Consider the following 23,668-nt stretch of genomic DNA (forward strand, 5'->3'; position numbering starts at 1 on the left):
AACAGTATGGCTGGGATTGAAAAATAACCACTAGAATTATGCTATAATAACTACCACATATGAGTGAAAAGGGGAAAAAGAATGGCTGAAAAGCCTAATAAAACATCAAATGAACTTTTTCGAGGTGCGCTGATTTTGAGCGCAGCTGCGATTATCGTAAAAGTATTGAGTGCGGCCTATCGCATACCTTATCAGAACATTGCGGGTGACATCGGGTTTTATATCTATCAACAGGTATATCCCTTCTACGGTGTTGCTTTTACATTATCAACACTCGGCTTTCCTGTAGTCATATCCAAACTTATTGCTGAACGGGAGTCTTCCAAAAATAACTTTGCGGTCAAGGACATTTTAATGACATCATTCGTCGTCTTAAGTTCGATAGGAGTCATGATGTTTGCTGCACTGTACCTTGGCGCTGATTGGATTGCAGGATGGATGAAGGATCCGCATTTAGCCGGTCTGCTGAGAATCGTTGCCTATTCTTATCTATTAATGCCGATTTCATCTGTATTAAGAGGCTATTTTCAAGGAATAAACGACATGTTACCGACGGCAAGTTCGCAGGTCGCTGAACAATGCATCCGTGTGTTGACGATACTGGTTCTTTCCACAATATTCGTGTATCAGGGCTACTCTCATTATGTGGTCGGCAAGGGGGCGGTCCTCGGTTCGATAACCGGCGGCATAACTGGCCTGGTACTGCTTATTGCTTTCGTTATTTTAAGAGAAGAATGGAAGTTTTTTTTACGGATGAGAATCAAACCGGTAAATTTCATCAAAATCTCCAAAGTCCTGGTTTTCCAAGGGTTGGCATTTTGCATAACTGGCTTGATCCTTATCTTGTTTCAGTTTGTCGATTCTCTGCACCTATATTCCCTATTAAGGGAAACGGGGATGGGGGAAAAGGAAGCCAAAGAATGGAAAGGGGTATATGACCGGGGACAGCCTTTGCTTCAGCTAGGTACAGTCGTGGCTAATTCTTTTGCATTGGCGCTTGTACCTGTAATATCCGGATTCGTTCAGAGGAAAAGTGAACATGAATTATTGAATAAAATCAAATTGGCGCTTCGTGTAAGCGCGACGATAGGACTCGCAGCTGCGATCGGGCTGGTGGTGACGATGAAGCCTGTCAATCATATGCTGTTCACGGATGTTAAAGGGACCATTACTTTAGCAATTTTCTCTTTATCGATTTTATTCACATCCGTCATAATGGCAGAAGCGGCAGTGATTCAAAGCTTAGGCTATTCGTTCATACCAGTGATCATTACGCTTGTGGGTGTGGTCAGCAAGTGGGCTTTGAACCTTGTCCTAGTGCCCCATTACAAAATCGCGGGAGCAGCCTCGGCAACAGTGCTTGCGTTTATGATCATGACTGTATTATTTTATGTGGTATTGAAAGTACATATTAAAAAGACATTAATTGAAAAGAAGCACGTGTTAATGATCTTGAAGAGTACGGTTTACATGGGTACGGCGGTTGTTTTATTCAATGGCTTATTCGAATTGATGTCCTCAGGCGAGAGCCGGTTGTTAGCTACGATCCAAGCTTTGATCGGTGTAGGGATCGGTGCAGCCGTTTTTGTGATGACCGCCATTCGTGCAGGCTTATTTGGTGAAGAAGAACTTGCACTTATACCTGCAGGTTCAAAGCTTAAACGATTTATAATAACGAATAGGAGTATACGAAATCATGAATGAGATTACGATAATAGGCCTTGGTGCAGGGGATTTAGATCAGCTTCCACTAGGAATTTATAAAAAATTGCTACAAACAGAACAATGCTTCGTCAGAACGATTGATCATCCGGTAATCGGGGATTTGAAAAGGGAAGGAATCAATTTCACGGCGTTTGACGGGATATATGAAAAGCACGACCAATTTGAAGCGGTATATGAAGAAATTGCCGGAACATTATTACAAGAGGCTTCAAACCGTTCCGTTCTTTACGCAGTTCCGGGGCATCCTATGGTAGCGGAAAAAACGGTTCAGCTTTTGCTCGAAAAGGGTCCGGCTCTTGGAATAGCCATTAAGCTGGAAGGCGGGCAAAGTTTCCTTGATCCCTTGTTTCAGGCTGTTAAAATCGATCCGATTGAAGGGTTCCAGCTATTGGATGGAACGGATCTTTCACCAGATGATTTGCACATTACCCAGCATATGATAATCGGACAGGTGTATGACGCATTCAGTGCGTCCAATGTGAAGCTGACTTTAATGGAAAAGCTACCGGATGACTACGAGGTATATATCGTTACAGCAGCAGGAAGCAGTCAGGAAAAAGTGACAAAATGCGCTCTGTTCGAACTCGACCGTCAGATGGAGTTAAGTAACTTGACGAGTGTTTATGTCCCGCCTGTTAAGGAAGAAGCTTTACGATACAGGGAGTTTTCTAAGCTGCGTCAGGTCATCGCAGAACTTAGAGGTCCTGACGGATGTCCTTGGGATAAGAAACAAACTCATGAAAGCTTGAAGAAATATCTGATAGAAGAGGCATATGAGCTGATTGATTCCATCGATGAAGAGGACGATGAGGGCATGGTTGGTGAACTTGGGGATGTCCTGCTTCAAGTGATGCTTCATTCACAAATCGGTGAAGATGAGGGCATGTTCACGATAGATGATGTGATTGGAGGCATTACGGCGAAAATGATTCGACGCCACCCTCATGTATTCGGAGATGTTGAAGTGAACGGCGAGGAAGATGTATTAGTGAACTGGCAGAAAATCAAAGAGAATGAAAAAGGGAGCGAAACAAAAGCTCTGCAATCCATACTGGATGGGATTGAGAAATCGCTGCCAAACTTACTTCGGGCCGAAGAGTACCAAAAAAGGGCTGCGAAGGTCGGATTTGATTGGGATGAGGTTTCCGAAGCCTGGAAAAAGGTCAGGGAAGAAGTGCAGGAATTGGAAGCGGAAATATTAAGCCCGAACAGGGATGTCGAAAGAATAAAATCAGAGCTCGGCGACCTCTTTTTTGCGCTTGTCAACATTTCACGTTATTATGACATACAAGCGGAAGAAGCCGTCTACAAAGCAAACCAGAAATTCCACCGGCGTTTTACATATATAGAAGAGTGCATTCAAAGGGCAGACAAAAAGTTTGAGGATTATACATTGGAAGAACTGGATTCATATTGGGATGAAGCAAAAGCTAAAGGACTTTAATTAAGGGAGAGATTTTAATGTCGATGAGATTGGATAAATTCCTAAAAGTTTCAAGGTTGATCAAGCGCCGCACACTTGCGAAAGAGGTTGCGGATAAAGGGAGAATCACGATTAACGGACAACAGGCCAAAGCAAGTTCGAATGTGAAAGATGGCGATGAATTGACTGTACGATTCGGTCAAAAGCTCGTTACGGTACGTGTCGATAAAATTCAAGAAACGACGAAAAAAGAAGCGGCTGCAGATATGTATACCATCGTAAAGGAAGAAAAGCTAGCGGAGGAGTAAGGACAGGCTTGGTTCTAATTCCGCTCTTACGGACATACACTTGTACAAAATCAGTGGTACTGTGAGGGATGAAGAAATGAGCCAATATAATGATCCGAATGCTGGTTACACAAAGGGAACGACCCAAGAGCATGATGTAACGATGAAAGGCCGCCGTTTACTTGATATTACCGGTGTCAAACAAGTTGAAAGTTTTGATAATGAGGAGTTTCTGCTTGAAACTGTAATGGGATTCTTATCTATCCGGGGCCAAAACTTGCAAATGAAGAATTTAGACGTTGATAAAGGCATCGTCTCCATTAAGGGAAAGATTTTCGACCTTGTTTATTTAGATGAGCAATCAGGGGAGAAAGCTAAAGGCTTCTTTGGCAAATTGTTCAAATGACCTTAACGATTCAATTTTATACGTTGCTTGCGATGATAGGCATGGGCAGTGGCTTTGGAGCTGCCCTGGATACGTATAGCCGGTTCCTGAAACGATCAGAAAGGAAAAGGTGGATTGTATTCATCCATGACTTCCTTTTCTGGATCATTCAGGGTCTCCTTATTTTTTATGTTTTGTTTTTAGTGAATGAGGGAGAGTTTCGCCTTTATTTATTTTTGGCCTTATTATGCGGTTTTTCAGCTTATCAAGCACTTTTCAAAGGTTTCTATCAACGTTTTTTAGAGTTTTTGATAATACTTGTGATAAAGTTGGCGAGATTTATAATGAATTCGGTTCACATGCTGATATTTGTTCCGATAAAATGGGTAATAGTATCTGTAATAGCCATCATCTTCGGGATAGGTAAGTTCGTTTTAGCATTATTAAAATGGGCGGGGAAAATACTTCTCTTTATTTTGAATATTTTCTGGAAGCCATTAAAATGGATTCTGATCTATATATGGAATTTATTGCCGGTTTTTGTTACGAAAAACGTCGGGAAGTTTTATAATAAAGGAAAAGGGATTTTATTGAAAATAAAGAATTCTATATTTAGAACGCTAAATAGATGGAGAAATAAAAAGAAATGAGGAGCGATAAAAAATGAGTAGCCTGCGTAAAAGGAAAGTGGCAAAAATAGAAAATCCCTACGTCGCTCAACAAGAGAAAAAAGTACAAACCGTAGAAAAAAAGAAGCGTGGTCTAATGCGTAGATTAACTCTTTACTCAGTTTTCGCCGCTGTCTTTTTGATTTTTGCCGTTTCCACCCTCATAACGCAAAATGTTGCACTGGATGAGAAAGTACAACAGAAGGAAGAATTGAAGGGAAAGTTAGCTGAATTGAAAAAAGACGAGACCCTTCTTAAAGAAGAAATCGTAAAGCTTAATGACGACGACTATATAGCGAAAATAGCCAGACGGGATTATTTCTTATCTGAAAAAGGCGAAATCATATTTACCCTTCCAAAAGGGAAGGAAGATAGTGACTAATATTGACACTGTTTTTTTACTTTCGTTATAATATAGAGTGAAGAGATTTTTTAACATTTCTAAGGAGGAACATTTTTTTTATGTCAATCGAAGTAGGCAGCAAGTTACAAGGTAAAGTAACAGGCATAACTAATTTTGGTGCATTTGTAGAGCTACCTCAAGGTTCAACCGGTCTTGTCCATATCAGTGAAGTGGCTGATAACTATGTCAAGGATATCAATGATCATTTAAAAGTGGGCGATACAGTTGAGGTGAAAGTCATCAATGTTAAAGATGGCAAGATTGGCTTGTCCATAAAAAAAGCGATAGACCGTCCTGAAGCTGAGCAAAAACCTGCATACACACCACGTCCGCGCCAAGGAAGAGGGAATGACAGCCGTTCCAAAGACTTCCGCTCGAAAGGTAATGGTTTCCAACCGAAGGAAAACTTTGAGCAAAAAATGGCTAAATTCTTAAAAGATAGCGAAGACCGCTTAACGACCCTTAAACGTAGCACCGAAACGAAACGGGGAGGTCGAGGAGGAAGACGCGGATAAAACTGCTGCTGAAAATAATAGTTTAGCAACTTTTCCTGTGAAATTATTCATAGTGTAGATAAAGGCAAGCTTGCCGGCTTGTCTTCTTTTAATTATAAACAACATAAAAAAAAGCGCCTCTGTACACTTACTGAGATAAGTGTGCAGAGGCGCTTTTGTATTTGATGACCCGTACGGGATTCGAACCCGTGTTACCGCCGTGAAAGGGCGGTGTCTTAACCGCTTGACCAACGGGCCATTATTTTCATGAAAAAAGATAGCGGCAGAGGGGATCGAACCCCCGACCTCACGGGTATGAACCGTACGCTCTAGCCAGCTGAGCTACGCCGCCATAATGGTAAGTGCTACTTAAGCACAAGTTATATCTTACATTCGTGAAGAATAAATGTCAACAAAAAAAATAAAGTTTGTCGGTTTCCATTCCCTGATTATTTATTCGTGTTATTTTCCGCAAAAATAACCTAAAAACTTTGCTTTTCTTCAAAAAAAAAAGAACACCCGTTTCTGTATTGGAAAAAAAGGCACAAAAACCTGTATACAAATGATTGTTCAAGAAGAATTTCGTCGAACGTTTTTCTTATCCGCTTATAAAATTCTGACAAAAAAATAAACAAGCCCTCTATATAATAAAAATCACTAATACGAATGGGGTGTTGAAATGGAAAAAGTAGAAAGACCTATGATGGAACCTCTTGGTGATGTTCAGTTAAAAGAAGCGAAGGCAGGGGCCATCAATTGGATCCAACAACTGCAAATGAAGACGGAAGACATATTCATAAAAAAAGGTATTTCTTTAGCAATTATTGGTTTTTTATTAGGACGGGCATTAATTCTTTCGCAGCTGGCACCATTTGGACTTCCGTTTTTCGCAGCCGTGTTTCTCATGAGACGTGACAGGGCACCACTTGCTTTATTCGGATTGATTGCAGGTGGGCTGACGGTTCACTATTCTAATAGTTTAGTCATCTTTGCATCGGCGTTCCTGCTCCTGTTATTTCATAAGATCAAGAAGCCCGCCGTGGAAGGACAATTCAAGACGATGTCGATGTACGTCTTTGCTTCACTATTCCTGGTCAACCTGGCCGAGCAATATCTGGTATTCCGAACGATTCAGCTGTACGACTTAATGATGATAGGAGTAGAGGCGGGACTCGCAATGATCTTAACTTTAATCTTCATACAGTCCATCCCGATGCTGACCATTCGGACAAAGTCCCAATCATTAAAGACGGAGGAAATCGTCAGCATCATCATCCTGCTGGCTTCGGTGATGACCGGAACCATAGGCTGGATGATATACGATCTATCACTCGACCATATATTCTCGCGATACTTGGTCCTCCTCTTCGGGCTGGCGGGAGGGGCCGCCATAGGCTCCACTGTAGGTGTAGTTACTGGATTGATATTCAGCCTGGCAAGTATTGCTAGTCTCTATCAAATGAGCCTTCTTGCTTTTTCCGGGCTTCTGGGCGGTTTGTTGAAGGAGGGAAGGAAGATAGGAGTTGCTAGCGGCCTCATGATTGCTACATTACTGATAGGTTTATATGGTGAGGGCACCAGCAATATTATGGTGACCCTCTATGAATCAATTATAGCTGTGGCCCTATTTATATTGACACCGTCATCCATAATCAACAAAATAGCGAAACATATACCGGGAACAGTCGAGAATTCTGATGAACAGCAGCAGTATGCCCGAAAAGTGAGGGATGTCACCGCTCAAAGGGTGGAGCAATTCTCACATGTATTTGAGGCGCTCTCCAATAGCTTTTCCCAAGTGGATGAAAGGGGGAGATTGGAGGAAGATGAGAAAGAATTCGACTACTTCTTAAGTAATGTAACGGAAAAGACGTGCCAGCTTTGTTTTAAAAAGGAACAGTGCTGGTCCAAGAACTTTAATACAACCTATGACGGCATGCAGGAAATTATGCTTCAATTAAGTGAAAATAATGGTCAGCTCCCCCAAAAGACTTCAAAGGAATGGGGGAAATATTGTAGCCGCGGGCCTCAGGTCATTGGGGCGATATCACAGGAGCTTACTTATTTTGAAGCAAACCAAAAATTAAAAAGGCAGGTGAAGGAAAGCCGGAAACTAGTTGCGGATCAACTGCGGGGAGTTTCGGCAGTAATGGATGATTTTGCGAAAGAAATTCAAAGGGAAAGGAAGAATCATCATGTACATGAAGAATCCATTTTGGAAGCCATCCAGGATTTTGGCCTGCACATAGGGTATGTAGAAATATACAGTCTAGAACAAGGGAATGTTGATATAGAGATGAGTGTCCCATACTGCCAGGGCAGAGGGGAATGTGAAAAATTGATTGCACCTATGCTTTCTGACATTTTAGGGGAAACGATAGTCGTTCATTCAGAAGAGTGTGCAACGTATCCAAACGGGCAATGTGAGGTGATATTTAGGTCAGCAAAAAAATTCACGGTCGAAACGGGTGTGGCTCATGCTGCCAAGGGGGGAGGGCTTGTATCAGGAGATAGTCATACGACCATGGAGATTGGCTGCGGCAAATTCGCAATAGCCATTAGTGATGGAATGGGAAATGGGGAAAGGGCCCATTTTGAAAGTACAGAGACATTGAAGCTGCTCCAAAAATTTTTACAATCGGGAATTGAAGAAAAAATAGCCATTAAATCCGTAAACTCCGTATTATCTCTACGCACTACCGATGAAATATTTTCGACTCTTGATTTGGCAATGATTGATCTTCAGGACGCAAAGGCTAAGTTTTTAAAAATCTGTTCGATACCGAGTTTCATTAAAAGGGGGGATAGGATAATAAAAATTGAATCAAGTAACCTCCCTATGGGAATCATCCAGGATTTCGATGTTGATGTTGTATCAGAAGAGCTCAAGGCAGGGGACATACTAATCATGATGAGCGATGGAGTGTTCGATGGCCCCTCACATGTCGAAAATATCGAGTTCTGGCTTAAACGTAAAATCAAGGAAATGGAAACAGACGATCCGCAGGAAATCTCTGATTTAATATTGGAAGAGGTCATCCGAACAAAAGGGATCATAGATGATGACATGACAGTGGTAACATCAAAAATCAAGCATAACACACCGAAATGGGCATCCATTCCCGTTTCTCCAAAACGCAAAAAGGCCCAGTAGGCCGTTTATATATATAAAATAAATAACACCAAAAATGAGGTGGTGAAATGGAAGAAGGTTAAAAGGTAAAGAGACTTTTCAATCACTCCGCTCCATGATGTGACTTGATGCGATGTCTTAGCGTATAAATTCCCCTTTTTTAGTCAATTATGGTAACAAATTGATAGGAAGGGAGAGCAAAACATGAAAGCAGGAACATTAAGACAGATTTTGCTTATAACCGACGGATGTTCAAATCATGGTGAGGAGCCGTCTGCCATGGCTGAATTAGCAAGGAAGCAAGGCATAACCATCAATGTCATAGGTGTCATGGAAAATGATGTGATAGATGAAAAGGGTCTTAAGGAGATCGAGAAGATTGCTGGTTCAGGAGGTGGCGTAAGTCAAATAGTCTATGCCCAGCAGTTGTCCCAAACCGTCCAAATGGTCACACAAAAGGCAATGACTCAAACTATACAGGGAGTTATCAATCGCGAACTTCAACAAATACTTGGAGATTCAAAAACGATGGAGGATCTTCCGCCGGATAAACGAGGAGAAGTGATGGAGGTGGTCGATGAGCTTGGGGAAACGAGCAAGCTTGAAGTACTGATTCTTGTTGATACCAGTGCAAGCATGAAACATAAACTGCCTACAGTAAAAGATTCCTTATTAGATCTTTCCCTTAGCATGAATGCAAGAATGGGTGACAGCCGTTTTTCCGTATTCGTATTTCCTGGGAAAAGAAATGATGTTGAAAAGTTGCTGGATTGGACCCCGAACCTTGAAGCCCTGACGGCAACTTTTCCTAAGCTTAGTACAGGGGGACTCACTCCGACAGGTCCAGCCATTCGTGAAGCTTTAACATATTTCAATAAAAAACGTTCATTGAGGGGATTGTTATCACATGATGATGAACAATACTTTGAGGAATCAATGTAAACTCCTGCCTGGCAGTTTGGTCACTGGAAAATGGAATAAAAACCAGTACAAAATAATTAAGGAATTGGGGTGTGGAGCGAACGGGATCGTCTATTTGGTTGAAAGCAAAAATCGTCATTATGCTTTAAAGCTCAGTGATAATGGGACGTCCATTATTTCTGAGATGAATATCCTAAAATCCTTTTCAAAGGTCCAGGGGTCTACCCTTGGACCTTCCTTTTTGGAAGCGGATGATTTCATGAAAACAGGAAAGCAGCTCCCTTTTTATGTCATGGAATATATCCACGGACACGATTTTTTGCGTTTCATCGATAAGAAAGGGTCATCATGGATTGGAGTCTTAATGCTTCAGCTTTTAACCAGCTTGTCTGCCTTGCATACCAATGGCTGGGTGTTCGGCGATTTAAAACCTGAGAATTTGATCGTGACTTCACCAGCCTATAAGGTGAGGTGCGTGGATGTAGGCGGAACCACCTTAATTGGGCGATCTGTTAAAGAATTCACCGAGTTCTTTGACAGGGGTTACTGGGGACTTGGATCAAGAAAGGCCGATCCGCAATATGACTTGTTCGCTGTGGCGATGATTATAATCAATTCGGCCTATCCTGGACGTTTCCACAAGCAAGGGGAGGGGTATAGACAGCTTAACGACTTGATTAAGCAGAAAAAGGAATTGCACCCATATAGAAAGATGTTGGATAAAGCACTTCACGGGCAGTATGATTCTGCCCTCCAAATGCGGGAGGATTTGGTCACGGTGCTAAGTAAGCAAAATCACTCGAAGAAAAAGGGTCTGACCCAGGCAGCTACCGGCCAGTCACAAACAATTCAACCTGCAACGAGACAAGCAAGAAGGTCCCAAAACCATTCAAAAAAGAAAAGTGGCGGTTTTTTTGAAACTTTTTTGCTGGTTGCCATCATATCGATGCTCTATGTTCTTTACATATATGAACAGTTGTTATGATATAGTTATTAGGTGAATGCATGGAATAATTGAAACCATTTCATGATTGAATCGTATAAAACTAATGCCTGTTCATAAAGAAGGAAGATTGTATGTTAAAGGAAAAAGTTCTGAGCACCATTTATAGAAACGAATTGATTAAGGAAAACTCGAAGTTGCTAATAGGCGTTTCCGGAGGACCGGATTCATTGGTGCTTCTCCATATCCTTAAGGAAATTCAATCTCTTTTTCATTACGAGATGATCGTTGCAAGTGTTGACCATATGTTTCGTGGTGAAGAATCCTATGAGGATTATAAATATGTCGAGCATATATGTGAACGGTGGGGCATTACATTTGAGGGGAAAAGGATCGATGTTCCTGCCCGGATGAAACAGACGGGGGAAAGTTCACAAATAACGTCAAGAAAGCTGCGTTTTGCTTTTTATGAAGAAATGATGGATAAGCACCAAGCCTCCACTCTTGTCCTGGGGCATCATGGAGATGATCAAATCGAAACGATGCTTATGCGTTTAACAAGAGGGGCGACAGGGAAGGCAAGGGCAGGTATTCCTATAAAGAGACGTTTCCATACCGGGAATCTGATCAGGCCTTTTCTTGAAATCACGAAAAGCCAAATAATCGAATATGCGGGCCTTCATGATATCGAACCAAGGTTTGATCCGAGCAATGAAACGGGTGTCTATGCAAGAAATCGTTTTAGACATGAAGTCCTTCCGTTTTTAAAGAAAGAAAATGGCAAGGTTCATGAGCATTTTCAACGATTCAGTGAAGAGCTTTATGAAGACGAAGAGTTTTTTTTGAACCTGGTTTCAAGCAAAATGTCCGATGTTTGGATCACACAGGATAAAGATCAAGCGGTTATTCAGATTGATAAGGTTCTCGCGATGCCTAAACCTTTACAAAGAAGGGCGATTCAACTAATATTAAACTATCTTTATTTGGAGAGACCTTCATCGCTTTCGGCATTACATATTGACCAACTTTTAGTTTTGTTTTTGAATCCTCAACCATCTGCAGAATTGCATCTTCCGGAGGGCCTTATTGCGGAAAAATCATATCAAACTTGCACGTTTAGGTTTTTCCGGCAAAAAAGCCATAAATATTCCTTTAAATTACAAATTCCCGGTGAGACTATTCTTCCGAATGGATATAAGATTAAAGCGCACTATATAAAAGAAGAAATTCCGGTACTTAGAGGAAATCATTCTTTTATACTTCCCGAATCAGCTGTTCAGCTTCCTCTTACAGTCCGAACCAGGAATGAAGGCGAGCGGATGGCCGTCAAGGGATTAGGTGGAACTAAAAAGTTAAAGGATATTTTTATTAATGAAAAGATCCCGATGCTAGAAAGAAATGTGTGGCCGGTCATCATCGATCAAACGGGAACGGTCATTTGGCTGCCTGGTTTAAAGAAATCGAATGTTGAGCCGGATATAATTTCTGATGAAAAATCTTTAATCTACTTAGAATATAAAAAAGCTTAATTCTTCATGGGGGGCAATTAATTACAATGACCATGCAAAACGACATTGAAAAGGTTTTAATAACAGAGGAAGAACTTCAAAAGAAAATCAGGGAATTGGGTGCGCAGCTTGAAGCTGATTACCAAGGTAAGTTCCCGTTGGCCATCGGAGTGCTGAAAGGCGCCATGCCATTTATGTCAGATTTACTGAAACGCGTTGATACACATCTTGAAATGGACTTTATGGATGTTTCAAGCTATGGTAACTCCACTGTATCTTCCGGTGAAGTGAAAATCATCAAGGATCTTGATACATCAGTTGAGGGCCGGGATGTTTTAATCATCGAAGATATTATCGACAGCGGTTTGACTCTTAGCTATCTTGCGGAACTTTTCCGTTACCGAAAAGCAAAATCAATTAAAATCGTTACCTTATTGGATAAACCAACAGGCAGGAAAGCGGATATCACTCCGGACTATGCCGGGTTCATCGTACCGGATGCATTTGTTGTCGGATATGGTCTTGATTTTGCGGAAAAGTATCGTAATCTCCCGTATATTGGCATATTGAAGCCTGAAATTTACTCGAATTAATCGTACCTGTTTGAAAGAGAAGACCAGATAAAAACAGCGGTGTTAAATTATTGTAATTCATTAATTTTGTATGATAGTATTTACTATAGTTTGTTTACCCGTGGGAGGAGGTAAGGGATGAATCGGATCTTCCGTAATACCATATTTTATTTACTGATCTTTTTGGTCATCATTGGGATTGTAAGCATTTTTAATAATAACAATGAACCAAACGTAAAATTGACCCAAGATGAATTCTATAAGCATTTGGAGAGTGGGGACGTTACATCACTTACGATGCAGCCCGAAAGCAGTGTATTTGAAATCACAGGAAAGCTCAAAGGTTATGAGGAAAACAAATTCTTTGTGACGTACGTGCCTTTCAGTGAGTATTCGCAAAGCCGGATCAATGACGCTGTAACCAAGCTGGATAAAGACATCATCACTGTCGAACCTCCAGAAAAGACAAGTGGCTGGGTGACATTTTTCACTTCCATCATTCCATTTGTAATCATTTTTATCCTCTTCTTCTTTTTACTTAACCAAGCTCAAGGCGGCGGTGGTGGCCGCGTCATGAACTTCGGGAAAAGTAAGGCGAAATTGTATAATGATGATAAGAAAAAAGTACGCTTCAATGATGTTGCCGGAGCGGACGAAGAAAAGCAGGAACTTGTCGAGGTCGTTGAATTCTTGAAAGACCCTCGTAAATATGCCGAGCTTGGTGCCCGTATTCCTAAAGGGGTACTTTTAGTTGGGCCTCCTGGTACAGGTAAAACTTTACTAGCACGAGCAGTAGCTGGTGAAGCCGGAACTCCTTTCTTCTCAATCAGTGGTTCTGATTTTGTTGAGATGTTTGTGGGTGTCGGTGCATCCCGTGTTCGTGATTTGTTTGAAAATGCTAAGAAGAATGCACCATGTATCATCTTTATAGATGAAATTGATGCAGTCGGACGTCAACGTGGCGCAGGTCTTGGTGGCGGTCACGATGAACGTGAACAGACATTGAACCAACTCCTGGTGGAGATGGATGGTTTCGGTGGTAATGAAGGAATCATAATCATTGCTGCGACTAACCGTGCTGATGTATTGGATCCGGCATTATTGCGTCCAGGACGTTTTGACCGTCAAATAACGGTAGGCCGACCTGATGTCAAGGGCCGTGAAGAAGTGCTGAAAGTGCATGCACGCAATAAACCTTTAGCAGAAACAGTCGATTTGAAAGCGATCGCTCAGCGTACTCCAGGATTTTCTGGTGCCGATCTTGAAAACTTACTGAATGAAGCGGCTCTTGTAGCTGCCCGTCAAGATAAGAAGAAGATCGACATGTCCGATTTGGATGAAGCTTCGGATCGTGTTATCGCTGGACCTGCCAAGAAAAACCGTGTCATTTCCAAAAAGGAAAGAAATATCGTAGCGTGGCATGAAGCGGGCCATACCATTATTGGATTGGTTCTGGATGATGCCGAGGTCGTTCATAAAGTTACGATTGTCCCTCGTGGTCAAGCCGGCGGTTATGCAGTTATGCTGCCGAAAGAAGATCGTTTCTTCATGACGGAACCTGAGCTTAAAGATAAAATTGTAGGACTATTGGGTGGCCGTGTAGCCGAAGAAGTTACATTCGGAGAAGTGAGTACCGGTGCGCATAACGACTTCCAGCGTGCAACGGGCATAGCTCGGAGCATGGTTATGGAATATGGCATGAGTAAGCTTGGGCCGCTTCAATTCGGTAATTCTCAAGGTCAGGTCTTCCTAGGCCGCGATTTCAACAATGATCAAAACTATTCAGATGCAATAGCATATGAAATCGATCTTGAAATTCAACGTATCATCAAGGAAGCTTACGAAAGATGTAAGAAGATACTTACTGAAAATCGTGAAAAACTTGATTTGGTTGCAAAAACCTTGCTTGAAGTGGAAACACTTGATGCTGAACAAATCAAAAGTTTATTCCATAATGGTAAATTGCCAGAACGTGATTATACGGCACTGAATGGGAATTTAACCACTGATGAGAATGTCAAGGTGAACATCAATAAGAAGAAGGAAGAAAAAGAGGCCCTATTAGATCCATTGGATAAAAGAGGACCTGAGGACCTTGAAATAACGGAGGAAGGATTGAATACTCCTCCAATCAAAGAAGGTGCACCTCAAGATCAGCCGCTTTCCTTCCCGAACGAAGATGACAATAAAAAGTCTTAAGTTGACTAAATTCAAAAGGGTATTTCCGCCTCGGAAATACCCTTTTCTTAACTCTTATGATAAAGTTTTTGGGGTACCTTTCGAAAAGTGCGACTAATAGCGTGGGAAATAACAGTGTGTTATGATGTTGGAGAATAATTTACCGGAGTGATGAAACGATGATTTTTGTATTGGATGTTGGGAATACGAATACTGTATTAGGCGTATACGATGAAGATATTTTAAAATATCATTGGCGAATAGAGACTAACCGTCACAAGACAGAAGATGAGTATGGAATGGTCATAAAGTCTTTGCTGCAACATGAAGGTCTTTCGTTTGATCAATTTGATGGAATCATCATTTCTTCGGTAGTTCCGCCGATTATGTTTGCGCTTGAACGCATGTGCAAAAAATACTTTGGAATTAAACCGCTTATAGTTGGACCTGGAATAAAAACTGGATTGAATATTAAATACGAAAATCCCCGTGAGGTGGGAGCTGACCGAATCGTTAATGCGGTTGCAGGCATTCAGGAATATGGAAGCCCTCTCATTATCGTGGATTTTGGCACGGCAACGACATATTGCTACATAAATGAGGATAAACAATACATGGGCGGAGCCATTGCTCCGGGTATAAATATTTCTACTGAAGCACTTTATTCAAAAGCAGCCAAACTTCCAAGAATAGAAATCAGCCGACCGGAAGGGATTATTGGGAAAAATACGGTGTCCGCCATGCAGGCTGGCATTTTGTATGGATATGTTGGACAGGTAGAAGGAATCGTTAATCGAATTAAGGCGCAAAGTAATCTAGAACCAACGGTAATAGCGACAGGCGGACTGGCTACCTTAATTGCCAATGAGTCCACTGTGATTGACGTTGTGGAGCCATTTTTGACCTTGAAGGGGCTGCAGCTGATTTATAAACGTAACCGTGAGCAAGTGAAGAAGTAATACAAAGCTTGAAAGGAGCAAAATAAATGAAGGATTATCTAATAAAGGCGTTAGGCTATGAAGGACAGGTACGGGCATATGCTGTTTCAACAACAGACACCGTAGGAGAAGCGCAGCGACGCCATTATACATGGCCTACTGCTTCTGCTGCCCTTGGACGGGCTATGACGGCAGGCGTTATGATGGGCGGAATGTTAAAAGGTGAAGAAAAGCTGACGATTAAAATCGAGGGCGGTGGACCGATTGGTTCCATCCTGGTCGACAGCAATGCAAAGGGAGAAGTCCGCGGATATGTCACTCACCCGCAAACACACTTTGATTTGAATGAGCAGGGAAAGCTGGATGTAAGGAGAGCGGTGGGTACCGATGGATTGCTGACTGTTGTCAAAGACATTGGTCTTCGTGATTACTTTTCGGGGCAAGTACCGCTTGTATCGGGAGAGTTAGGTGAAGATTTCACTTATTACTTTGTTACTTCTGAACAGGTGCCATCATCTGTGGGGGTTGGGGTTCTAGTGAATCCGGATAATTCAATCCTTGCAGCGGGTGGATTTATCATTCAGTTGATGCCGGGTACATCCGAAGATACGATTTCCAAAATCGAAAATCGACTAAACACGATAACTCCCGTTTCCAAGATGATTCAAAGTGGCATGACTCCTGAAGAAATCCTAACCGAAATTTTAGGTGAGGGTAATGTGAATATACTAGAAAAAATGGATGTCCAATTCTCCTGTCAATGTTCCAAGGAAAGAATTGCGAATGCATTGATTAGCCTAGGGCAAGCTGAGATTCGGGATATCATTGAGACAGACGGACAAGCGGAGGCGCATTGTCATTTTTGTAATCAGACCTACCAATTCTCGAAGGAAGAACTCGAGGAATTAGAGGCAGAAACAAAAAAATAATTTACGGGGGATAAGGGTTTGCCAAAACAAAAGCTTCGGGCGATTATTGCTGGCCTTGCCTTGTTGAACCTATTGACTATCATTATCTTTGTCATAAAACCACTAATCACTTCAAAATCCGTCATTGGGGAAGAAACCGCCGCAAAGGTTGGATCCAAGGATATTTCCCGGGAAGCATGGATTAATGAGCTCGAAAAAAGATATGGGGAAGATGTACTTGAGGAAATGGTCGATAAAGAGGTAGTGAAACAGGCAGCTGAAAAATACAAAGTGAAGACTTCGGATGAAGAGCTTGATCGGGAACTTAAAATGATGAAAACGATGTATGGGACTGCCGGTCAGAACCTTAATAAAAGTAACGATCAACTGAGGCAGGAAATTCAGTCGAGTCTCCTTCTCGAGAAGCTCCTCACTAAGGACGTTTCGGTTTCCGAAACGGCAATGCGGAGTCATTATGATAATAATAAGGATATCTACAGAATTCCTACTGCTTTCCATATTTCCCATATCACCACTTCTACAAAAAAGCAGGCAGACCAAGTCATACGTGAACTGGAGAAAGGTGTCTCCTTTGATGTCTTGGCAATGGAGAAGTCCCTTGATGAATTCACTGCCAATCAAGGAGGCGACATGGGTTATATATCCCAGGATAACGAGCAAGTCTCCAAGGAATACATTACCGCTGCCGAGAAATTGAAGGTGAAAAAGTGGAGTGATGCAATCCAAACAGAGGATGGCTGGGCCGTTCTCTACCTGCATGAAAGAATAGAGGGCAAGCAGTATGAATATGAAGAAGTTAAAGACAAGATTCACCGCCAAATAGCTCTTGAACAGATTCAGGCACCGGTCTCAGGGAAAATTTTCTGGGACGAATTTGATGTAGAATGGTTTTATGGATTGAAGGAAGAAAAGTAGGTCAATGGTTGTGTGAGAAAATTTAGAATATAGTATATAATCATTGACAATGAACTATTAAAACTGGTAACTTTAAAATTATAAAACCAATAAACATACTCGGTATTGAAATGATAAGGGAGTGGAGAAAATGGCACGTATAGCTAATTCTGTAATCGATTTAATTGGACAAACACCTATTGTTAAGTTAAACAAGCTTCAAAATGAAAACAGTGCAGATATTTATTTGAAACTTGAGTATTTTAACCCAGGCAGCAGTGTAAAAGACCGTATCGCCCTTGCGATGATCGAAGCGGCAGAAAAAAATGGTACTCTTAAGCCAGGTGATACGATCATTGAACCTACAAGCGGAAATACGGGAATAGGTTTGGCAATGGTAGCTGCGGCAAAGGGCTATAAATCAATTCTGGTTATGCCGGAGACGATGAGCTTGGAACGCCGTAACTTGCTTCGCGCATATGGGGCAGAATTAGTTCTTACTCCGGGACCTGAAGGAATGAAGGGTGCAATCGCAAAGGCGACTGAGCTGTCTAAAGAAAAAGGTTACTTCATTCCGCAGCAATTCGAAAACGAAGCCAACCCTGAAGTACATCGGAACACTACAGGCCCTGAAATCGTTGAAGCCTTTGGAGATGAAGGCCTGGATGCATTCGTTGCCGGAATCGGTACTGGCGGAACCATAACAGGTGCCGGTGAAGTCCTGCGTGAAAAATTCCCTGACATTAAAATTTACGCTGTTGAACCTGCGGACTCTCCAGTATTATCGGGTGGTACTCCAGGACCTCATAAAATCCAAGGAATCGGAGCAGGCTTCGTTCCTAGTATTTTGAATACAGATCTCTATGACGAAATCATTCAAGTCAATACAGAGGAATCGTTTGATTATGCCCGCCGCGCAGCAAAAGAGGAAGGAATCCTTGGCGGAATCTCTTCTGGAGGCGCAATTGCAGCTGCCATTAAAGTGGCTGACAAACTGGGAAAAGGCAAAAAGGTCCTTGCCATCATACCGAGTAATGGTGAACGCTACTTAAGTACACCATTATATAACTTTGAGTAAGACTAGACACTAAATGAGAAGCGAAGTTCCTATGGGGCTTTGCTTTTCTTTTTGTAGCAAAGTATGCAGAAGTATCCCTGATTTTCATGGAGCTTGCACTATACCTATGTAAATGGGTAAACTCGTATATATAGATTTCTTTAGGCGAAGGAGAACATTGGATGTCATTAGCAGGAGCATCAAAAATAAAATGCGGTTCATTTGATTTGGATTACAGCAAGAAAACCTTAATCATGGGGATTTTGAATGTTACGCCGGACTCCTTTTCGGATGGCGGAAAATATAATCGGATAGATGCTGCTTTAAAGCATGCCGAACGAATGGTCAACGATGGGGCGGATATATTGGATGTTGGTGGTGAGTCAACCCGTCCTAACTATGAGAGGGTATCGGATGAAGAGGAAATAGAGAGAGTCGCCCCAATTATTGAAGCGATATCGCGTAATATTGAGATTCCAATATCGGTCGATACGTATAAATCAAGAGTTGCAGAAGAGGCGGTAAAGGCAGGAGCCCATATATTAAATGATATTTGGGGAGGTAAAGCCGATTCCTTGATGTCAAAGGTTGCTGCGGAATATAAGGTGCCGATTATCTTGATGCATAACAGGGATAATATGGAGTATGGACATTTTGTCCGGGATGTACTTCAAGATTTATTCGAAAGCATCATATTGGTAAAGGATGCGGGAGTCAAGGATGAAAACATCATTCTCGATCCAGGTATTGGATTTGCGAAAGATTTAAAGTTTAATTTGGAAATGATGAGGAATCTTGATAAGCTGGTATCATTAGGTTATCCCGTGCTTCTGGCGACATCGAGAAAGTCCATGATTGGCCATGTTCTGGACCTGCCGCCTAGTGAGAGGATGGAAGGCACTGCCGCTACAATTTGCCATGGAATTCAACAAGGCTGTCAGATGGTTCGTGTACATGATGTGAAGGAAATGGCCCGGGCTGCAAAGATGATGGACGCTCTATTAGGAAAAGGTGAATGAAATGGATAAGATATATGTGAATAAGATGGAGTTTTACGGTTATCATGGAGTTTTTCCGGAAGAAACGAAGCTTGGTCAGCGGTTTAAAGTGGACTTAATCGTTCAGACTGATTTAGCCAAGGCTGGGAAGAGTGACAAGCTTGAAGACTCAATCAACTATGGCGAGTTATATGAAGTGTGTAAAAGTGTTGTTGAGGGAGAACCTTTTAAGTTAGTGGAAGCTGTCGCTGAAAAAATTGCCTCTGAACTACTTAATAAATATTCTTCCATCGAGACATGCACCGTGAAGGTTTATAAACCAGATCCCCCAATAGCAGGTCACTATGAGTCGGTTGCTATAGAAATTGTAAGGGGACGCTGATTGTGATAAATATTGCTTACCTTTCAATAGGGTCGAACTTAGGGGATCGCCTTGAAACATTCCAAAGAGCTTTCCAATTATTGTCTGAAAATCCGCATATCAAGATGGTGTCCTGCTCTTCTTTATATGAAACAGACCCGATAGGATATGAAGACCAGGACTGTTTTTTAAATGCTGTTCTTAAAGTGGAAACCGATTTAGAACCCGAAAAATTACTTCACGCTTGTATGAAAATAGAACAAGATTTAGGAAGAAAAAGGGAAAATAGGTGGGGTCCCCGTACTTTAGACCTTGACATTTTGTTATATAATCAAGAAAATATTGAGACAGAGATTCTTTCAGTACCGCACCCTCGTATGCACGAGAGGGCTTTTGTTATCGTGCCTTTAATGGAAGTGGACCCTGATATATCACTTCCGCAAATGCATGCACCTTTGAGCGACCTGCTTGAACAGATTTCGGATAAAGAAGGAGTTCGATTATGGAAGGTGAAAAATGGGGAAGGCGTATTCGCGCTTTTCGAAAGTTAAAGGGTTATACCCAGGAAGGGTTTGCGAGGGAAATAGGTGTTTCCGTTTCCTTGCTGGGAGAAGTCGAACGAGGGAACCGCAACCCTTCAGAGGCATTTTTACTGGAAGTGGCGGAAATTCTTCATGTTTCCATTGAGGAGCTTCAGCCACCTGACGATAAATGAAAGAATGTTATAGGAGGTCAACGTGTTAAAAATAGGCAATATAGAAATGAAGAATCCGGTAGTGCTGGCACCGATGGCGGGAGTCTGTAACTCGGCATTCCGCTTGACCGTCAAGGAATTTGGTGCTGGTCTTGTTTGTGCGGAGATGGTCAGTGATAAAGGAATCGTTTTACAAAATGCTAGAACGATGAATATGCTTTATATAGATGAAAGAGAAAAGCCGTTAAGCTTGCAAATCTTTGGCGGTGAAAAGAAATCTTTGGTCGAAGCTGCACAATTTGTAGATAAAAATACAAATGCTGATATCATTGATATCAACATGGGCTGCCCTGTTCCTAAAATCACTAAATGTGATGCGGGTGCGAAGTGGCTTCTCGATCCAAACAAAATTTATGAGATGGTTTCAGCGGTGGTTGATGCCGTTGAAAAGCCGGTAACGGTTAAAATGCGCATTGGCTGGGATGATGAGCATGTTTTTGCGATTCAGAATGCTCAGGCTGTTGAACGCGCAGGCGGTAAAGCTGTTTCCATGCATGGCAGGACACGAGTTCAAATGTATGAAGGAAAAGCTAACTGGGACATCATCCGTGAAGTAAAGAAGTCGATTAATATTCCCCTTATCGGTAACGGTGATGTGGAAACTCCACAGGATGCGGAAAGAATGCTGAAGGAAACGGGTGTTGATGGAGTCATGATCGGCCGTGCAGCCCTAGGTAACCCGTGGATGATCTACCGGACTGTAAAATATCTAGAAACCGGTCAACTGATGGATGAACCTTCAGTTCGTGAAAAGATGGACGTTTGCGTGCTTCATATGGATCGTCTGATTGCGTTGAAAAATGAAAATGTAGCTGTTCGTGAAATGCGTAAGCATGCTTCTTGGTATTTAAAGGGTGTTAAAGGGAATGCTACGGCTCGCAAAGGAATTAATGATTGTGAAACAAGGGAAGATGTTGTAAAGCTTCTTTATGGACTTGTTGATGATATTGAAGCGAAGCAACAAAATATCCAAATGGTCTGATGTTTGACATTACCTTCCTATTTTCCTATAATACGCTTATCTTAACTGCCAGTAATCCTGGCAGTTTTTATATGTACATAAACAATGTTTTAAGATAAAAAGCTGTTGAATTCCTTTACTTTATGTAAGAATAAATATGTATGCAAAAGAATTTCTGATTAATTATATAAGGCATTTATTAATAAAGATGGAGATGATATTCGTGAGTCATGAAGAATTGAATGACCAACTGCAGGTAAGGCGCGATAAAATGCAGGCCATGATTGATAATGGACAAGACCCTTTCGGGAGCAGATTCGAGCGCACACATAACACTCAGGAGATAATCAGTGCTTATGGTGAATTAGAAAAGGAAGATCTTGAAGAAAAAGAAATTGAAGTTACGATCGCTGGCCGTGTCATGACGAAGCGCGGAAAAGGGAAAGCGGGATTTGCCCATATCCAGGATATTAGCGGCCAAATCCAAATCTACGTCCGTTTGGATAATATAGGGGAAGATTCTTACCAAATTTTCAACCAAACAGATCTTGGTGATCTCGTAGGGGTAACTGGCGTTATCTTCAAAACGAAAGTCGGGGAACTTTCCATTAAAGCTAAAGAGTATGTGTTCCTTACTAAGGCGCTTCGCCCGTTACCTGATAAATTTCATGGCTTGAAGGACGTTGAAGAGCGCTATCGTAAACGTTATGTCGATTTAATTACAAATGAGGAAAGTAAAAATACGTTGATCATGCGCAGTCGTATTGTTCAAGCCATGAGACGGTATTTGGACGATCATGGATACCTTGAAGTGGAGACGCCGCTATTGCACTCTGTTGCTGGTGGAGCTGCTGCACGCCCTTTCCTTACTCACCATAATGCCTTGGATATGCCTTTGAATTTAAGGATCGCCATTGAACTGCATCTAAAACGCTTAATTGTTGGCGGATTGGAGAAAGTTTATGAAATTGGCCGGGTTTTCAGAAATGAAGGAGTGTCCACAAGGCACAATCCTGAATTCACATTGATCGAATTGTACGAAGCTTATGCGGATTACCAAGATATCATGAGTTTAACGGAAAACCTGATTGCCCATATAGCTCAAGAAGTTCTTGGGACGACTACCATCCAGTATGGGGAGTATGAGATAGAGTTAAAACCGGAATGGAAACGACTTCACATGGTTGACGCTGTAAAAGAATATACTGGTGTGGACTTCTGGACTGAAATGAGTAAAGAAGAAGCCCAGCAGCTTGCTAAAGAAAATGGGATTGAAGTTAAGGAATCCATGGAGTTCGGCCATATCGTAAATGAATTCTTTGAACAAAAGGTCGAAGATAAGTTAATTCAACCTACATTCATCTATGGGCATCCAGTGGAAATCTCTCCTTTAGCAAAGAAAAACCCGGAAGATTCCCGTTTCACAGATCGTTTTGAGTTATTCATTGTAGGTAGGGAGCACGCAAATGCCTTCACTGAACTTAATGATCCTATTGATCAACGTCAACGCTTTGAAGCTCAATTGAAAGAACGAGAGCAAGGTAATGATGAAGCTCATGAAATGGATGAAGATTTCTTGGAGGCGTTAGAATACGGAATGCCGCCGACTGGCGGACTGGGAATTGGTGTTGACCGTTTGGTTATGCTATTGACCAATTCTCCTTCTATCCGTGACGTCCTGTTATTCCCTTTAATGAGACATCGCTAATATAAGCAAAATGAGTTTTGATTGCAGGGCCGAATTCGGATGGCTGGGATCATGGGCGTAGCTCTTGATCCTGGTAAGTCCAATTCGGTTTTTGTTTTTTAATTATAATTTCATATCTTTCAATAGAGTGGATTCTAGGGTTTGAAAGAAAAACAACATTATCTCAAAAAAACTTTATAAAAGGTATTGCGCAGTTAACGTAATGGTGTTATATTTATATCTGTCGTTACGAACGAGTTGCACACAGATTACAAACTTTAAAAAGTTTTAAAAAAGTTGTTGACTTGCAGTAATGAAAATGTTATTATAAATAAGCTGTTCCGAAAGACATTGCTCTTTGAAAACTGAACAAAACAAAGCGCCAACGTTAAATTTTAAGTGAGCACACACTATCAAAAAAGCAAATGAGCAAGTCAAACATTTCTTCG

The 23,668-nt window shown here is 41.6% G+C and carries 23 protein-coding genes and 2 tRNA genes; 23 read left to right on the forward strand and 2 right to left on the reverse strand.

Annotated elements, in window-relative coordinates:
- Positions 1–81 precede the first annotated feature (81 nt).
- The 7 genes from V3595_RS25215 (at position 82) to V3595_RS25245 (ending at position 5,406) form a co-directional block, all read left to right on the forward strand.
- On the forward strand, positions 82–1,704 hold the full coding sequence (locus V3595_RS25215) for a putative polysaccharide biosynthesis protein (RefSeq protein ID WP_485910390.1): 1,623 nt from the start codon (positions 82–84) through the stop codon (positions 1,702–1,704).
- A complete protein-coding gene (gene yabN, locus V3595_RS25220) occupies positions 1,697–3,169 on the forward strand; it encodes a bifunctional methyltransferase/pyrophosphohydrolase YabN (protein ID WP_485910392.1) in 1,473 nt (490 codons plus the stop codon). The genes V3595_RS25215 and yabN overlap by 8 nt, the downstream gene beginning before the upstream one ends.
- A gap of 23 nt (positions 3,170–3,192) precedes the next feature.
- Entirely contained in the window at positions 3,193–3,456 is a 264-nt protein-coding gene (locus V3595_RS25225; RefSeq protein WP_034316386.1) for an RNA-binding S4 domain-containing protein, read from the forward strand.
- A gap of 76 nt (positions 3,457–3,532) precedes the next feature.
- Entirely contained in the window at positions 3,533–3,841 is a 309-nt protein-coding gene (yabP, locus tag V3595_RS25230; protein ID WP_101225917.1) for a sporulation protein YabP, read from the forward strand.
- Positions 3,838–4,470 carry a spore cortex biosynthesis protein YabQ gene (gene yabQ, locus V3595_RS25235; protein ID WP_485910394.1) on the forward strand — a complete coding sequence of 211 codons (633 nt, stop codon included), beginning with the start codon at positions 3,838–3,840 and terminating at the stop codon, positions 4,468–4,470. Before yabP ends, yabQ begins: the two co-directional genes overlap by 4 nt.
- A gap of 13 nt (positions 4,471–4,483) precedes the next feature.
- Complete coding sequence (locus V3595_RS25240; protein ID WP_101225919.1) at positions 4,484–4,870, forward strand: FtsB family cell division protein; 387 nt, start codon at positions 4,484–4,486, stop codon at positions 4,868–4,870.
- Between the two features lie 80 nt (positions 4,871–4,950).
- A complete protein-coding gene (locus tag V3595_RS25245) occupies positions 4,951–5,406 on the forward strand; it encodes a S1 domain-containing RNA-binding protein (protein WP_101225920.1) in 456 nt (151 codons plus the stop codon).
- Positions 5,407–5,571: 165 nt separating this feature from the next.
- Here the strand turns inward: V3595_RS25245 and V3595_RS25250 are convergent.
- Positions 5,572–5,643, reverse strand: a tRNA-Glu gene (locus V3595_RS25250).
- A 20-nt stretch (positions 5,644–5,663) separates the two neighbouring features.
- Positions 5,664–5,737 (reverse strand) — tRNA-Met (locus V3595_RS25255).
- A gap of 327 nt (positions 5,738–6,064) precedes the next feature.
- Here V3595_RS25255 and spoIIE point away from each other — a divergent pair.
- The 16 genes from spoIIE (at position 6,065) to lysS (ending at position 23,240) form a co-directional block, all read left to right on the forward strand.
- The gene (spoIIE, locus tag V3595_RS25260) at positions 6,065–8,539 is read left to right on the forward strand and encodes a stage II sporulation protein E (protein WP_485910396.1); all 2,475 of its coding nucleotides are present in this window, start codon (positions 6,065–6,067) and stop codon (positions 8,537–8,539) included.
- Positions 8,540–8,722: 183 nt separating this feature from the next.
- Positions 8,723–9,460 (forward strand): VWA domain-containing protein, encoded by a 738-nt coding sequence (locus tag V3595_RS25265; RefSeq protein ID WP_402907374.1) that lies wholly within the window; start codon positions 8,723–8,725, stop codon positions 9,458–9,460.
- A complete protein-coding gene (locus tag V3595_RS25270) occupies positions 9,426–10,424 on the forward strand; it encodes a protein kinase domain-containing protein (protein WP_485910399.1) in 999 nt (332 codons plus the stop codon). The genes V3595_RS25265 and V3595_RS25270 overlap by 35 nt, the downstream gene beginning before the upstream one ends.
- Positions 10,425–10,516: 92 nt before the next feature.
- Positions 10,517–11,911: a tRNA lysidine(34) synthetase TilS gene (tilS, locus tag V3595_RS25275; RefSeq protein ID WP_485910401.1), complete on the forward strand. Its 1,395-nt coding sequence runs from the start codon at positions 10,517–10,519 to the stop codon at positions 11,909–11,911.
- Between the two features lie 32 nt (positions 11,912–11,943).
- Positions 11,944–12,483 (forward strand): hypoxanthine phosphoribosyltransferase, encoded by a 540-nt coding sequence (gene hpt, locus V3595_RS25280; RefSeq protein ID WP_485910414.1) that lies wholly within the window; start codon positions 11,944–11,946, stop codon positions 12,481–12,483.
- A 117-nt stretch (positions 12,484–12,600) separates the two neighbouring features.
- Positions 12,601–14,661, forward strand: a complete 2,061-nt coding sequence (ftsH, locus tag V3595_RS25285) for an ATP-dependent zinc metalloprotease FtsH (RefSeq protein WP_260358020.1) — start codon at positions 12,601–12,603, stop codon at positions 14,659–14,661.
- A 158-nt stretch (positions 14,662–14,819) separates the two neighbouring features.
- Entirely contained in the window at positions 14,820–15,599 is a 780-nt protein-coding gene (locus V3595_RS25290) for a type III pantothenate kinase (RefSeq protein WP_063235928.1), read from the forward strand.
- A 26-nt stretch (positions 15,600–15,625) separates the two neighbouring features.
- Positions 15,626–16,507: an Hsp33 family molecular chaperone HslO gene (gene hslO, locus V3595_RS25295; protein WP_485910403.1), complete on the forward strand. Its 882-nt coding sequence runs from the start codon at positions 15,626–15,628 to the stop codon at positions 16,505–16,507.
- Positions 16,508–16,525: 18 nt separating this feature from the next.
- Positions 16,526–17,422, forward strand: coding sequence for a peptidyl-prolyl cis-trans isomerase (locus tag V3595_RS25300; protein WP_485910405.1), 897 nt, complete (start codon positions 16,526–16,528; stop codon positions 17,420–17,422).
- Positions 17,423–17,552: 130 nt separating this feature from the next.
- Positions 17,553–18,479, forward strand: coding sequence for a cysteine synthase A (gene cysK, locus V3595_RS25305; RefSeq protein WP_095394505.1), 927 nt, complete (start codon positions 17,553–17,555; stop codon positions 18,477–18,479).
- 161 nt (positions 18,480–18,640) lie between these two features.
- Positions 18,641–19,477: a dihydropteroate synthase gene (folP, locus tag V3595_RS25310; protein ID WP_485910407.1), complete on the forward strand. Its 837-nt coding sequence runs from the start codon at positions 18,641–18,643 to the stop codon at positions 19,475–19,477.
- Between the two features lies 1 nt (position 19,478).
- A complete protein-coding gene (folB, locus tag V3595_RS25315) occupies positions 19,479–19,838 on the forward strand; it encodes a dihydroneopterin aldolase (RefSeq protein ID WP_101225929.1) in 360 nt (119 codons plus the stop codon).
- 2 nt (positions 19,839–19,840) lie between these two features.
- Positions 19,841–20,368, forward strand: a complete 528-nt coding sequence (gene folK, locus V3595_RS25320; protein ID WP_485910409.1) for a 2-amino-4-hydroxy-6-hydroxymethyldihydropteridine diphosphokinase — start codon at positions 19,841–19,843, stop codon at positions 20,366–20,368.
- A complete protein-coding gene (locus V3595_RS25325) occupies positions 20,320–20,532 on the forward strand; it encodes a helix-turn-helix domain-containing protein (protein ID WP_101225931.1) in 213 nt (70 codons plus the stop codon). The genes folK and V3595_RS25325 overlap by 49 nt, the downstream gene beginning before the upstream one ends.
- A gap of 22 nt (positions 20,533–20,554) precedes the next feature.
- Complete coding sequence (gene dusB / locus V3595_RS25330) at positions 20,555–21,553, forward strand: tRNA dihydrouridine synthase DusB (RefSeq protein ID WP_402907402.1); 999 nt, start codon at positions 20,555–20,557, stop codon at positions 21,551–21,553.
- Between the two features lie 187 nt (positions 21,554–21,740).
- Entirely contained in the window at positions 21,741–23,240 is a 1,500-nt protein-coding gene (lysS, locus tag V3595_RS25335; RefSeq protein ID WP_485910416.1) for a lysine--tRNA ligase, read from the forward strand.
- Positions 23,241–23,668 lie beyond the last annotated feature (428 nt).

The sequence above is a fragment of the Bacillus sp. CFBP9009 genome (assembly GCF_036541465.1).
Taxonomy (GTDB): domain Bacteria; phylum Bacillota; class Bacilli; order Bacillales; family DSM-1321; genus Peribacillus.

Excerpts from the sequence above, each read along its gene's own strand:
- V3595_RS25215 (WP_485910390.1), top strand. The coding sequence starts at position 82 with ATGGCTGAAAAGCCTAATAAAACATCAAATGAACTTTTTCGAGGTGCG.
- yabN (WP_485910392.1), top strand. The coding sequence starts at position 1,697 with ATGAATGAGATTACGATAATAGGCCTTGGTGCAGGGGATTTAGATCAG.
- V3595_RS25225 (WP_034316386.1), top strand. The coding sequence starts at position 3,193 with ATGAGATTGGATAAATTCCTAAAAGTTTCAAGGTTGATCAAGCGCCGC.
- yabP (WP_101225917.1), top strand. The coding sequence starts at position 3,533 with ATGAGCCAATATAATGATCCGAATGCTGGTTACACAAAGGGAACGACC.
- yabQ (WP_485910394.1), top strand. The coding sequence starts at position 3,838 with ATGACCTTAACGATTCAATTTTATACGTTGCTTGCGATGATAGGCATG.
- V3595_RS25240 (WP_101225919.1), top strand. The coding sequence starts at position 4,484 with ATGAGTAGCCTGCGTAAAAGGAAAGTGGCAAAAATAGAAAATCCCTAC.
- V3595_RS25245 (WP_101225920.1), top strand. The coding sequence starts at position 4,951 with ATGTCAATCGAAGTAGGCAGCAAGTTACAAGGTAAAGTAACAGGCATA.
- spoIIE (WP_485910396.1), top strand. The coding sequence starts at position 6,065 with ATGGAAAAAGTAGAAAGACCTATGATGGAACCTCTTGGTGATGTTCAG.
- V3595_RS25265 (WP_402907374.1), top strand. The coding sequence starts at position 8,723 with ATGAAAGCAGGAACATTAAGACAGATTTTGCTTATAACCGACGGATGT.
- V3595_RS25270 (WP_485910399.1), top strand. The coding sequence starts at position 9,426 with ATGATGATGAACAATACTTTGAGGAATCAATGTAAACTCCTGCCTGGC.
- tilS (WP_485910401.1), top strand. The coding sequence starts at position 10,517 with ATGTTAAAGGAAAAAGTTCTGAGCACCATTTATAGAAACGAATTGATT.
- hpt (WP_485910414.1), top strand. The coding sequence starts at position 11,944 with ATGCAAAACGACATTGAAAAGGTTTTAATAACAGAGGAAGAACTTCAA.
- ftsH (WP_260358020.1), top strand. The coding sequence starts at position 12,601 with ATGAATCGGATCTTCCGTAATACCATATTTTATTTACTGATCTTTTTG.
- V3595_RS25290 (WP_063235928.1), top strand. The coding sequence starts at position 14,820 with ATGATTTTTGTATTGGATGTTGGGAATACGAATACTGTATTAGGCGTA.
- hslO (WP_485910403.1), top strand. The coding sequence starts at position 15,626 with ATGAAGGATTATCTAATAAAGGCGTTAGGCTATGAAGGACAGGTACGG.
- cysK (WP_095394505.1), top strand. The coding sequence starts at position 17,553 with ATGGCACGTATAGCTAATTCTGTAATCGATTTAATTGGACAAACACCT.
- folP (WP_485910407.1), top strand. The coding sequence starts at position 18,641 with ATGTCATTAGCAGGAGCATCAAAAATAAAATGCGGTTCATTTGATTTG.
- folB (WP_101225929.1), top strand. The coding sequence starts at position 19,479 with ATGGATAAGATATATGTGAATAAGATGGAGTTTTACGGTTATCATGGA.
- V3595_RS25325 (WP_101225931.1), top strand. The coding sequence starts at position 20,320 with ATGGAAGGTGAAAAATGGGGAAGGCGTATTCGCGCTTTTCGAAAGTTA.
- lysS (WP_485910416.1), top strand. The coding sequence starts at position 21,741 with ATGGAGATGATATTCGTGAGTCATGAAGAATTGAATGACCAACTGCAG.